9 protein-coding genes are annotated in these 12,819 nt (G+C 59.4%); 2 read left to right on the forward strand and 7 right to left on the reverse strand.

Going from position 1 to position 12,819, the window contains the following annotated elements:
• Positions 1–2: 2 nt before the first annotated feature.
• A complete protein-coding gene (gene mfd / locus ACR1XU_RS02545; protein WP_480905445.1) occupies positions 3–3,458 on the forward strand; it encodes a transcription-repair coupling factor in 3,456 nt (1,151 codons plus the stop codon).
• A 9-nt stretch (positions 3,459–3,467) separates the two neighbouring features.
• Here mfd and ACR1XU_RS02550 read toward each other — a convergent pair whose 3' ends face one another.
• The 5 genes from ACR1XU_RS02550 to ACR1XU_RS02570 form a co-directional block, all read right to left on the reverse strand.
• Positions 3,468–4,145 (reverse strand): SH3 domain-containing protein, encoded by a 678-nt coding sequence (locus tag ACR1XU_RS02550; protein ID WP_480905448.1) that lies wholly within the window; start codon positions 4,143–4,145, stop codon positions 3,468–3,470.
• The gene (locus ACR1XU_RS02555; protein WP_480811647.1) at positions 4,142–5,806 is read right to left on the reverse strand and encodes a tetratricopeptide repeat protein; all 1,665 of its coding nucleotides are present in this window, start codon (positions 5,804–5,806) and stop codon (positions 4,142–4,144) included. Before ACR1XU_RS02555 ends, ACR1XU_RS02550 begins: the two co-directional genes overlap by 4 nt.
• Positions 5,807–5,864: 58 nt before the next feature.
• Complete coding sequence (locus ACR1XU_RS02560; RefSeq protein ID WP_480905452.1) at positions 5,865–7,073, reverse strand: MFS transporter; 1,209 nt, start codon at positions 7,071–7,073, stop codon at positions 5,865–5,867.
• 74 nt (positions 7,074–7,147) lie between these two features.
• Positions 7,148–7,807 carry a DsbA family oxidoreductase gene (locus tag ACR1XU_RS02565; RefSeq protein WP_170610790.1) on the reverse strand — a complete coding sequence of 220 codons (660 nt, stop codon included), beginning with the start codon at positions 7,805–7,807 and terminating at the stop codon, positions 7,148–7,150.
• Positions 7,804–9,321 (reverse strand): class I adenylate-forming enzyme family protein, encoded by a 1,518-nt coding sequence (locus ACR1XU_RS02570; protein ID WP_480905455.1) that lies wholly within the window; start codon positions 9,319–9,321, stop codon positions 7,804–7,806. The genes ACR1XU_RS02565 and ACR1XU_RS02570 overlap by 4 nt, the downstream gene beginning before the upstream one ends.
• Positions 9,322–9,385: 64 nt before the next feature.
• On the opposite strand from ACR1XU_RS02570, the gene ACR1XU_RS02575 reads away from it, so the two are divergent.
• Positions 9,386–10,009 carry an XRE family transcriptional regulator gene (locus tag ACR1XU_RS02575; protein WP_170610796.1) on the forward strand — a complete coding sequence of 208 codons (624 nt, stop codon included), beginning with the start codon at positions 9,386–9,388 and terminating at the stop codon, positions 10,007–10,009.
• Here the strand turns inward: ACR1XU_RS02575 and ACR1XU_RS02580 are convergent.
• A complete protein-coding gene (locus tag ACR1XU_RS02580; protein WP_480490055.1) occupies positions 9,998–10,237 on the reverse strand; it encodes a hypothetical protein in 240 nt (79 codons plus the stop codon). The two genes, ACR1XU_RS02575 and ACR1XU_RS02580, sit on opposite strands and share 12 nt — an antisense overlap.
• Positions 10,238–10,792: 555 nt before the next feature.
• Positions 10,793–12,607: an extracellular solute-binding protein gene (locus ACR1XU_RS02585; protein WP_480905459.1), complete on the reverse strand. Its 1,815-nt coding sequence runs from the start codon at positions 12,605–12,607 to the stop codon at positions 10,793–10,795.
• Positions 12,608–12,819 lie beyond the last annotated feature (212 nt).

The following is a 12,819-nucleotide window of genomic DNA, read 5'->3' on the forward strand; positions in this document are numbered from 1 at the left end:
CGATGAAGGCTGCGGACCACGTAACAGTTGGCGGAGCCCCCGAAGGGTTTGACGCGCAGCTTGTTCTGAAAGAGATTTCGCGGACCGGCGGTCCGGTGGCCCATGTCGCACGTGATGACAAGCGGATGGAGGCGATGCGGGCCGCGCTGGCCTTTTTTGCGCCGGAAATGCCGGTCTTTGTGTTTCCCGGCTGGGATTGCCTGCCTTACGATCGGGTTTCGCCCAACGCCGATATTTCGGCCACACGGGTGGCGACCCTGGCGGCGCTGGTGCATCAGATGCCGCAGCAATTCGTGCTGTTGACGACCCTGAATGCCGCAACCCAGCGCGTGCCGGCCCGTGAGGTCCTGCGTGAAGCGGCCTTTACCGCGCGGGTCGGGCATCGCATTGACGAAGACGCATTGCGCAATTTTCTGGTTCGCATGGGGTTCACCCAAAGCCCCACTGTAATGGAGCCCGGCGACTATGCCATCCGGGGCGGGATCATCGACATATTCCCACCCGGTGAATCCGGCCCCGTTCGTCTGGACCTGTTTGGCGATGTGCTGGACGGTGCCCGCCGGTTCGACCCGGTATCGCAACGCACCACCGAGAAACTGCAAATTGTCGAACTGGCCCCGGTATCTGAAGTCATTCTGGACGAGGCCGCGATCACCCGGTTCCGTCAGAACTATCGTATTGAGTTCGGCGCCGCAGGTACGGACGACCCGCTTTACGAAGCGGTCAGCGCCGGGCGCAAGCATCAGGGGATGGAGCACTGGTTGCCTTTCTTCCATGACCGGCTGGAGACACTGTTCGATTATCTGTCCGGTGCGACGATCCTGCTGGATGATCAGGTAACGCCCGCGCGGCTGGCCCGGTGGGACAGTATTGCTGATCAGTATGAAACCCGCAGGCTGGCGCTGGAAAACCGGTCGCGCATGGACACGGTCTACAAGCCAACTCCGCCAGCCTTGCTGTACATGGATGACGGGGCCTGGGAACAGGCTGTTGCAGACCGGCGCGTGATGCAGTTCAGCCCGTTGCCGCAGGCAAGCGGACCGGGCGTGATCGACGCAGGTGGCCGGATCGGGCGCAATTTCGCCCCCGAACGACAGCAGGAAAACATCAGCCTGTTTGGCGCACTGGCCAGTCACATCACCGATAAACTGGCCAAGGGGCCGGTTCTGATCGCGTCCTATTCCGACGGTGCCCGCGAACGCCTGACTGGTCTGATCGAGGATGAAGGCCTGGCCGAGGCGATCCCGGTGAAGGACGGCACTCGCATCGGCAAGCGCGGGTTGTACCTGGCTGTCTGGGCGCTGGAGCACGGGTTCGAAACCCCCGGTCTGACGGTGATTGCAGAACAGGATGTTCTGGGCGACCGCTTGATCCGGCAGCCAAGAAAACGCCGCAAGGCCGAGAATTTCCTGACCGAGACCCAATCCCTCAGCCCCGGTGATCTAGTTGTTCATGTCGACCACGGCATCGGTCGCTACATGGGGATGGAAGTGGTGACGGCGGCGGGGGCCGCGCACGAATGCCTTCTGCTGGAATACGCGGAACAGTCCAAACTGTATCTGCCGGTTGAAAACATTGAGTTGCTGTCAAAATACGGCCACGAAGAAGGTCTGCTGGACCGTTTGGGCGGTGGCGCCTGGCAGGCCAAGAAAGCGAAGCTAAAAGAACGCATCCGCGAAATGGCGGACAAGCTGATCCGTATCGCCGCCGAACGCGCCCTGCGCAAGGCTCCGGTCATGGACCCGCCGCCGCATGCGTGGGAGGAGTTCAGCGCCCGTTTCCCTTATCAGGAAACCGACGACCAGTTGCGCGCCATTGCCGAGGTGATGGAGGACATGCATTCAGGGGCGCCGATGGACCGCCTGATCTGCGGCGATGTGGGTTTTGGCAAGACCGAGGTCGCAATGCGCGCGGCATTTGTCGCTGCCATGTCCGGTGTTCAGGTGGCGGTTGTTGCGCCCACGACGCTGCTGGCCCGCCAACACGCGGCCAGCTTCAGGGACCGTTTCAGAGGGTTCCCCCTGGAGGTCCGGCAGCTCTCACGCTTTGTTTCGGCCAAAGAGGCGCAGCAAACCCGGGACGGACTGGCGCGGGGAACGATTGATATCGTGGTCGGCACCCATGCGTTGCTGGCCAAGGGTATTCGGTTCAACAATCTGGGCCTACTGATTATCGACGAGGAACAGCATTTCGGAGTGGCGCATAAAGAGCGTCTGAAACAGTTGCGCTCGGACATTCACGTGCTGACCCTGACGGCCACGCCGATCCCGCGTACTTTGCAACTGTCGCTGACGGGCGTGCGCGATCTTTCGATCATCGGCACCCCGCCTATCGACCGTCTGGCCATCCGTACCTATGTCAGCGAATTCGATGCGGTCACTGTCCGCGAGGCGCTGCTGCGCGAACATTATCGGGGTGGGCAGAGCTTCTACGTGGTGCCGCGAATATCCGATCTACGCGAGATCGAGGAATTCCTGAAAGAACAGCTGCCGGAACTGACTTATGTCATCGCTCATGGGCAAATGGCGGCTGGCGAGCTTGATGACCGGATGAATGCGTTCTACGACGGCAAATATGATGTGCTGCTGGCCACGACGATTGTGGAAAGCGGTCTGGATATCCCGACCGCAAACACCATGGTCGTGCACCGCTCGGATATGTTCGGCCTTTCGCAGTTGTATCAGATACGGGGCCGGGTCGGGCGTTCGAAGGCCCGCGCCTATGCTTATCTGACCACCAAGCCACGCCAGAAGCTGACCGCCACGGCTGAAAAACGCCTGCGCGTTCTGGGTTCGCTGGATACGCTTGGCGCAGGTTTCACCCTTGCCAGCCAGGATCTGGACATTCGTGGTGCAGGCAACCTGCTGGGCGAGGAGCAGTCGGGTCAGATGCGCGACGTGGGCTATGAACTCTATCAGTCGATGCTGGAAGAAGCGATTGCCAAGATCAAAGCCGGTGAGATGGAAGGGTTGTCTGATGCTGACGACCAGTGGGCGCCACAGATCAATCTGGGCGTGCCGGTTTTGATCCCCGAAGAATACGTGCCGGATCTGGATGTGCGGCTGGGCTTGTATCGCCGCCTCTCGTCGCTCTCGACCAAGGTCGAGTTGGAAGGTTTTGCAGCCGAATTGATCGACCGCTTTGGCACGCTTCCGAAAGAGGTGAACACCCTGATGCTGGTCGTGCGTATCAAGGCGATGTGCAAGCGGGCGGGTATCGCCAAACTGGATGGCGGACCGAAGGGCGCGACGATCCAGTTCCACAACGACAAGTTCGCCTCGCCTCAGGGATTGGTCGATTTCATTCAGAACCAGCGCGGACTGGCGAAGGTCAAGGATAATAAGATTGTTGTGCGCAGGGATTGGAAGAAAGACAGCGACAAGATTAAGGGCGCGTTTGCCATTGCCCGCGATCTGGCCGAGAAGGTGGTTGCCGTGAAGAACAAGGCCAAGGTCTGAGCGTCGCGCTCAGTCACCGCCCACGAAGGTGCACAACTGCCATTCCCCCTGGTCGGATTTTACCAGCGCCGCGCGATGACCGGTCATAGGCCAGAGGTAGTCGCGGTGCATGAAGCCTCGCGCGCCGTCGGTCAGCATGACCTTCTGGTATTCGGCGTCAGGATCGTATTCGCTAATCAGGACGACCTCATGGCTTATCAGATCGACAATGTCAGCGGTCCGGTCTGCGCCCACCCGCAGTGACACCCCGGAGCCAGTCACAAAATAAGCGTTGAACGGGTCGACGGATGCGGGCAGGCCGATCTTCCACTGATACGGCATCCAAAATTCGCCCAGATCGTCAAAATAACCGGGCGCGGCGAGGGTTTCCTCGAGGGCGGACCAGTAGGCTTCGCGCATCTCGTCGGCCTGATCTCGGTATTCCTCGGCCAGGGTGTCGGCAGGAAGTGTCAGGTTTTCCCTGAGTTCCCGGGGGCCGCCATTGCCGCCATGGCTAAGATAGATGTCCGGGCAGGCCACCGCCACAACCGCTTCGGTGTCGCGGGCCGCGATATCAGCCAGCAGGTTGGCGCGGAACGTCACCAGCGTCGGGTCACGTTCGGCCTGGTCGACCGGGGTAAACGTCATGCGTTCGGCCTGAACGGGAAGACCGGCGGCCAAAAGCATCAGGGCAGGGAGCAGTCTCATTCGGCGGCCTTCATTGCGGACTGTGCGCAGAAGCACGAAGCGGCGACCGCGCGGTCTGCACGGGCCAGAGCCAGATCCAGTCTTTGTTTGATCTGCCTGATTTCAATGGAGTCACCTCGGGATTTCAGGCAATCGTATAGCCCCCTTAGGCTCCAGACATTGTCGGGATGGATCGACGCACGGCTGAGCGAGCCGCCCAGTCCTAGATCCTCGCGGTAGACAGCTTCGGCCTCGGCAACGTGGCCCTGTTCAAACAGCAAGGCCCCGAGCGCGTGGCGGGTTGGCTGCATCCAGCCCCAGGGTTCGTCATAAGGCAAAGTGTCATCCAATTCGACCGAGCGGCGCAGGTGTGCATAGGCCGTGTCGTAGTTTCCCTTACGGTATTCGATTTCGCCCCGCAGCATCTCAGCTGCAATATCCAGCAGGTCGACGACACGATTATTGTGCAGTCGCCGGGTTTCGGGGACGCGGCCCCGGGCGGCAAGAAACCTCTGTTCTTCCGCTTCGGCCTCGGCCACCTGATCCGTCGCTGCAAATGCGATGGCACGGGCGTAGTGCGTGGTCGCGGTCAATGTGCAGTAGAGATCCGGGTCTTCGGGCAGTTCCAGAGCCTTGGCTTCGTCCCAACGGCCAAAACGGATAAGGATATGCGGCCCCATGGACATGTAGCTTTCGAAATAGTCCGCCATCGGCGGGCTTTCGATGCGCAGCATTTCCTCGGGCGTGGTGTCCCAGATGCCCTGATTGGCACGCAGGGCCGGTTCCATCTGGCCCATAAACAGCGCGCCGTAGATGGTGAAGTGATAGTTGTGCTGACGGTAACCGGTGTAGATGTTGAACGGACCTTCGCGTTCGTAATACTTCAAATCTGCTTCGGTGGCTTTTTCGTTCCAATGGGTGACGTTCTGGTAGTGGCCGCACTGGACATCGATATGGGTGGGCATGTGCACCAGATGACCTGCGTCCGGCACCAGAGTGCGCAACACGTCCCCGGCTTTCAGTGCTTTTTCAGGAGTGGGCGACATCTCCATCAGGTGCACATACAAGTGCAAAAGCCCCGGATGCGACATGGCGGCCGGGTCGTTCCCCATGGCCCATTCCAGGGTATTCTGCGCTTCAAGGGTGGCGGCGCCGTCGGCGGGTTTTCCGGTTTCCAGATCCCACATTTTCCAGGGGGTCAGGTTCAGCAACGCCTCGACAAATATGGTGCGCAGATCAAGGTGATCGGGAAAAGCCGCAAAAACCGCGCGCATCGCGTCCGCAAAATCGTGGTCCCAGTCGTGCATATCCGCGATCGGCTCGCGCTGAGGATAGCGGGCGGGCAGGGCGCGGATGAGCGCCTTTTCAACCGGAGTGCACCATTCAGCCAGCGCCAGTGCTTTTTGGGTGGCGTCATAAGCCTCGGCCAATGCCTTCTCTTGTCCCTGATCGTCCAGCAATTCCCACGGCAGGTTGTAGTTTGGTCCGGCTGCGTAAGCCACGCCCCAATGCGCCATGGCGCAGTCCGGATCATGTTCCGCCGCGCGCTGGAAACAGGCCAGGGCCTCTGTATGGTTGTAGCCGTAGGTCCAGATCAGACCTCGGTCGAACCACAGCTGCGCCTTTTCCGATGATGTGGTGACGGGGCAAGAGTATGTGCCCAGATCATAGTAATCACTCATAGAAAACTCCCCCGAAAATCGCGGAAAGCTTAACGTGATTCAGGGCATTTGCACAGGCTCAGGCCAGTAATCTGTTTTCGACGCGACCCATGTGAACCATCACGCCGAAAGCCATGACGCACATGGCAAGGATGCCCGTTGTCAGCGGTGTCACTGAGCCATCGAACAAGAGGCCCACAGGCGCTGCGATGGCTGCGGCCAGAACGGTCGAGATCGACCCGATCACAGATGCCGCCATGCCTGCGATGTGGCCCATCGGTTCCATCGCGATGGCATTCAAATTGCCCAAAGTGACGCCAGCCATGAAGAAGATGGTGGTCTGCCAGAAAACAAACACCGCGAATGAGGCGGCGGGCGTCAGGTTCGCCATATTCAGAAATATGACGCAGGACGTGATCAGAATCTGTGCCCCAAGCGCCCATGTCACCACGCGCCGCATACCAACGCGGACGACAATCGCGGCGTTCAACAGGCTGGCCGAACCAGACATCAGCGCGACAAACCCGAACCAGAATGGGAAACTGTCCGCACTGTCATGGATCACGTCATAGACCGGCTGCACCATGGTCAGCATGGTGAACAGAATGCCCATGCACAGGGTCTGAACCAATATCGAAAGGCGCACCGTTGGGTGTGACATCATCTCGTGCGTGGCCGCTACCAGCAGCGGCAGGCGAAACGGGCGACGGTCTTCGCGGGCCAGCGATTCTGGCAACCGTTTTCCCATCCACGTCACAACAATCAGGGCGAACAGGATGAAGGATACGAAAATCCCGCGCCAGCCGAACAGGGCAATCACGCCTGCGCCCAGCATCGGCGCAATTGCGGGAACAAGCGTAAATATCATCATCGCGATCGAAATGATCCGGGCCATCTCGCGCCCGGAATAGAGGTCGCGGATAATGGCCATGGCCACCACGCGGGGACCGGCGGCACCAAGTCCCTGAAGAACACGCGCAGCTAGAACCAGTTCAAGCGAGGAACTTGCCCAGGCAACAGCGGACGCCACGATATAAAGCACTGCACCGCCAAAGATGACGGACTTGCGCCCCAGCGCGTCCGAGATCGGGCCGGTGAAAAATGTGCCAAGCCCCATGCCCAGAACGAAGGATGTCAGGATCAGTTGCGCCCGGTTCACATCATCAGGGCTGAGCTCTGCGCCGATTTCGGGCAGGGCAGGCAGCATCGAGTCGATAGAGAACGCGATCGTGGCGAACATCATTGCTATCAAAGCAATGAACTCGCCCCGCGACATGCGATTGGTCATGGGGAACTCCTTACCTGCTTGCGCTATCACGGCAAATCAGGCGGCGCTATAGCGCAAACGCACAGGACTATGTGCTAATTTGCAGGGGAAGCCTCAAGTTGAGACATTATTTCGCGGATGACTTTTTCCCACATTTCCGGCTGCTGGGCACCAGGAACTGCGTGTTTGTTGGCCACGATGAAGGTCGGTACTGACCCAACACCCATTTCCCGTGAGTGCGTATCGCGGTTGCGGATATCGTCCCGGTCCGCGTCGGATTTCAGCAGCTTCATGACAACGGCCGCGTCCATACCCTGACTGTCGGCGATATCGGCAAGCACCTCATGGTCGCCGATGTCGCGTGCCTGCACAAAATAAGCATCGAACAAGGCGTCGACCACCGCGTCCTGCTTGCCTTCAATCCCGGCCCAATGGATCAGCCGGTGCGCATCAAGTGTGTTGGGCGTGCGTTTCATGCCCTCGAAATCGATTTTCAGGCCAGCATTTTCGGCGTGCTCGACTACGGGCGCATAGGCCTGCACGGCACCATCCTTGCCGCCAAACTTGCGCTCAAGGTATTCTCGGCGGTCCATGCCCGCGTCCGGCATGTCGGGGTTCAGTTGAAACGGATGCCATTCGATCACGAAAGGATGGTCCGGTATGGCGGCCAGCGCTTTGTCCAGATGGGTTTTGCCAATATAGCACCACGGACAGATCGGATCGGACAGAATATCAAGCTTGACGGATTGGGTCATGAGTTCGGTGCCTTGAAATAGGCCGGCAATGCGCGACGCAGGAGTTTCCCATTGCCGCCTGCGGGAAGCGCCGGCAGATGTATGAAAGCGCGGGGCTGTTTGTATCGCGCAAGGTTGTTCTGGACATAGGCACGCAAGGCCGTCTCGTCCAGAGTTTCGGGGCCGGTGTAAAAGGCAGCTATCACAAATGTGTCCTGCTTGACCTCGACCGCCGCAGCACCGACCTGTGTGATCCCGGGGTATTTTGACAAGACCGCCTCGACCTCGACCGGCGAAACCCGATAGCCGCCCGCATTCATCATATCATCGTCGCGACCCAGGTAGGTGATTTGCCCGTCGACCGCCATGGCGCCCTGATCTCCGGTCAGGAACCAGTCACCCTGCATGCGGGCCTGAGCCTCATCCGGGGCGTTCAGATAAGTCAGCATCAGGCCGGGGTCGGACCGGTGGATGGCGATTGTGCCTTCCTGCCCCTGCGGAACAGGGCCATCGGGTCCCAGAATGGCGATCTTGCGACCGGGTTGCGGCTGGCCCAATGCCTCGCCCCGGGCCGGGTTTTCAGGGCTGGAGGAAATGAAGGTCGAGCATTCGGACATGCCGTAGGCTTCGTAAAGTTCGGTTCCCGTCACCTCGGTCCAGCGTTCGTGCAGGTGGCGCGACAGTTTTTCGCCTGCGCACAGTCCGTGGCGCAAGTGGGGCAGGCTGAGCCGGTCTGTCCGTTGAACCATCTTTCGGTACACGCCGGGTGCTGCGGCAAAGATTGTGGCCCCGTGACGCCGCAACAAGTCGGGCAATGCTGCCGGATCGGTTCCCGGTTCGGGGATCAGCGCCGTCGCCCCGATGGTCCACGGATCCATCAGGCCAGTGCCCAGCGTGTAGGTCCAGTTGAACGCACCGGCATGACACAGCCGATCCTCGGGGCGCAGCCCATACCACCCGTCCACCATCATTTGCCGTGCCCAGATTGCGCGATGCGCATGCGCAACCGCACGCGGCTTGCCCGATGTCCCAGAGGTATAGACCACATAAGCCAGCCGATCCGGATTACCGAGATCAAAGGTGGCGGGCGGCAGATCACGCATGGCACGCAACGTTGCCAGATCGATCTGCCGGGGGTGCGGGACACAGGCAACATCCGGTGCCTTCAGGATGGCGGCCGGAGACAGGTCGTCAATCATGCGGGCCGTTTCAGGCGCCGTCAGTTGCGATGACGTCGGAACGGGAACGACACCGACGGCAATCGCCCCCAAGTAGGCAATCGGGAAATCGACGGTATTCCCAAGGCGCATCAGAACGATGTCGCCCGGTTTCAAACCGGCCTGCAACAACCCTGTGCCGGTGCCCAAAACGGCAGACAGCAGTTGCCGATAGCTCCAGTCCTCGGTCGCCGTTTCATTCAGAACGGAGAGTGCGGTTTTTTCCGGAATCCGCTCTGCGTGGCGCAGAACGTGCGCTGCGAGGTTAAACGGAGTGGGGCAAGGGGCAGGCGAACCCTGATCAAAAATGGACAGCATGTCGTCTGGCTAACGCGGGGCAAGGCGCGTTGCAAGCGGCGCGGCCCGGCCCTATAGAAGTGCCATGAGAACGCAGGACCCGAAATCCCTGATCCGTATCGCCCGCGATGCCGGTGAAAATGTCGAACCCGAGCCATTGGATCTGGGCGCGCGCGTGCGCGAATTGCGCAAGGCCCGCAAATGGACGCTGGAACAGGCGGCAACCCAGGCTGGTCTGGCGCGCTCAACGCTCAGCAAGATCGAAAACGGTCAGATGTCGCCGACCTATGATGCCCTGAAGAAACTCGCGACGGGGCTGGGGATTTCGGTGCCTCAACTGTTCACGCCACCCCAGCGCGATCAGGTCATTGGACGCATGTCCGTCACACGGATGGGGGAAGGTGCGGCCCATGCCACGACGACATACGAGCATGAGTTGCTGGCCGAAACGCTGACGAAAAAACAAATGCTGCCCTACCGGGCCCGCGTACGCGCCCGCTCGATGGACGAGTTCGATGGCTGGGTTCGTCATGATGGTGAGGAATTCCTGTACGTTCTGACAGGCGTCGTGCGGCTTTATACCGAGTATTATGAACCTGTCGAAATGCGCCGCGGCGACAGCGCCTATTACGACGGAAGCATGGGTCACAACGTCGTCTCGGTCAGTGACGAAGACGCGTTGATCCTGTGGGTGACGTCACTTGCGTAACGTCTGATCGAATTCGCGATTCAGGCTTTCGGTGAACAGGAAATCCTCCAGTTCTTCCCGGGCTTCGTTCACGGTCAGGTGGTGCCGTTCCGCAAGGTAAGCCTCGAACTGTTTTCTGTCTTGCCGGAAATGCGCGACATCCTGATCACGCAGGTTCGGAAAGCGCCGCTTAGCGCGCGCCAAGGATCCGTTCCAGTCCTGCGTCAGTTCTGTCCATTTCATAATCATCAGCGAGCTTTCCGTTTCTTGCGCTACAGGACTGCCCGGCCCCCAGATATCAGGTTACGTAGGGGCGGGGTATATACATGCATGACAAAATGTCGCACCTAAGGATGTGATGACCGGAATGGAAAATGCCCGCTGCGGAACGTCCGCAACGGGCCACGGACCTGCGTTTCGGAGTGAGTGGCGGCCGGTCCGTGAACCACCAGGGCAGGGCGAACCGCCCGCAACTATATCACCGAAACTCAACAACTTTTGCACGGTTCACCGAGGTTCGATTTGATGACACGTTACATGCTCGGCACCCAATCCGTAAAGGTTCTTGTGTCCATTGGAGCAATTTTCGCTGAAATTAGAAGGTCCAACAACATATTGCGACGGACGTCGCGTAAGCAGTCATATGCTGCGGTGTTTTGACATGTGCCACTTTCCGCCGAAGTATTCCTGACAACCGCCATCCGAGAAGACCGGGGCAGCACACGTTAGACGAGCGTTGTGAGGCGTTGGTAAAGAGGGTTTCGCCGCACAAACGCGGGCGAGGAGGCGTTCGCCCGCTGCAGATTATTCCTGATACCACCAGACCTCGGGCATGTATTGCGGGCCATCGCCGTAAATGGGCAGGTTTGGCGCGTACTTAAGCTCTTTCACATGCGCGATACGGCCGACATCGAAGTTCCAGATGGGAATGACATACCGGCCAGCGGTCAGGGTGCGGTCAAGCGCGCGGGTGGCCGCGACAAAGTCTTCCCGCGTTTCCGAAGCCAGCATCGCATCGATCATCGCGTCGACCGCGGGTGAAGTGACACCCATCAGGTTCCGGGTCCCGGGCGTGTTCGCGCCATCGCTGCCCCAATAGAGGCGCTGCTCGTTTCCGGGGGACAGGGACATGGCCCTTCGGAATGGCGTCATATCGAAATCGTGTTCCGAGATGCGACCGGTGTATTGCGCGTTGTCTACCGTTTCGGTTGTCACCTGAATGCCAAGGCGTTCCAGTGCACGGGAATAGATTTCGACTGCGGTGGCCATATCGCTGTCGCCTTGCTGCAGCAAGACGGTCATGGCGAAAGCATCGCCATTCTGGTTGCGCAGCACACCGTCCTGAATGGTCCAGCCCGCTTCGGACAGCAGGTTCGCGGCCTTTCGGATATTGGCGCGATTGCGCGCCGAGCCATCGCCTTGTGGTGGGCTGTAGCCTTCAATCGTTCCGGGTAGAAGGTCATCGGCAAACGGTTGCAGCAACTCGGCGACCCGGCCTGTCGCCGGCCCGGGTTGCATCGCCAGGTCCGAGCCCGAGAAATACGAGGTGATCCGGGGCTGGGCACCGCCGGTGATGGTGTCGTTGATGAATTCGAAGTTGAACGCCAGCGTCAGCGCCTCGCGCACGCGCCAGTCATCGAATGGCGCCTTGCGCGTGTTCATCACAAAGCCGGTCATGCCCGACGGTTTGCCATGCGGGATTTCCGTTTTGACTACGTCTCCGCGCTGCGCGGCGGGGAAACTGTATTGCGTGTCCCACTTGTCGGCGTTGAATTCCCGAATGGCGGAGAGTTCCCCAGCCTTGAACGCTTCGAACAACACGGTCTGATCGCCGTAGAACTCGATCCTCATTTCATCGAGGTTCATGGTGCCACGGCGGAAGGGAACATCGCTGCCCCAGTAGTCAGGATTGCGGCGCAGGTTTACGAAGCGCCCGGCCTCATAGTCCTCGACGACATAAGGCCCCGAGCCGATTGGAACATCGTGCAACTGCGCGTTGGCAAAATCCTTGCCGTCCCATTGGGCCTTTTGAAGGATCGGGCGCAGGCCCGCAATCAGCGCCAGTTCGCGGTCAGGTTCGTTGAATGTGATCCTGACCGAGCGTGGACCAGTCTGTTCGATGCTGCCGATCTTGGACCACAACCCGCGATACCGGAGATGCCCTTCGGTCCCCAGAGTTTCATAGGACCACATCACGTCGTCCACGGTGACTGGGCTGCCGTCCGAGAATCGGGCGTTCTCGCGCAGCGTGAATTCCACCCAGGATCGGTCCTCGGCCGTCTCAACTGATTCGGCTAACAACCCGTAAAGAGTGAAAGGTTCGTCCCAGGATCGGCCCATCAGGCTCTCATGGGTCCAGAATCTCAGTTGCCAGGGTGACGTGCCTTTTTGCACAAACGGGTTCAAACTGTTATAGCCGCCGGTATTCCCGAAAACGACCTTTCCTCCTTTTGGTGCATCCGGGTTCACGTAAGGCAGAGACACAAAATCCGGTGGTAGGGCGGGATCGCCATACATAGCTATGCCATGAGACGAATCTGCATGGGCAAATGTGGTCGCAAAAATGCCGGTGATTCCCACCAGTATTGAACGAAGGGAGGGTGAAAAATCGGGGCTCATTTTGGAAACAATCCTGCTCTGGCCTTATTTTGTTGGGATTCACCGTAGCCATGATTTTTCTTATTATCAAACTTTTAGCTTGGACGAAGGCGCAGAATTGCTTATAAAGGATGCACTGCTCGATAGGTTTCTTGCCTGTATGAAACCTGCCTCAATAACTTAACGCCCGCTTCGTGCGGGCGTTTTTTTGTGATGGTGATGCCGGTGCCAGA

The sequence above is a fragment of the Ruegeria sp. D1(2025) genome (genome assembly GCF_056536425.1).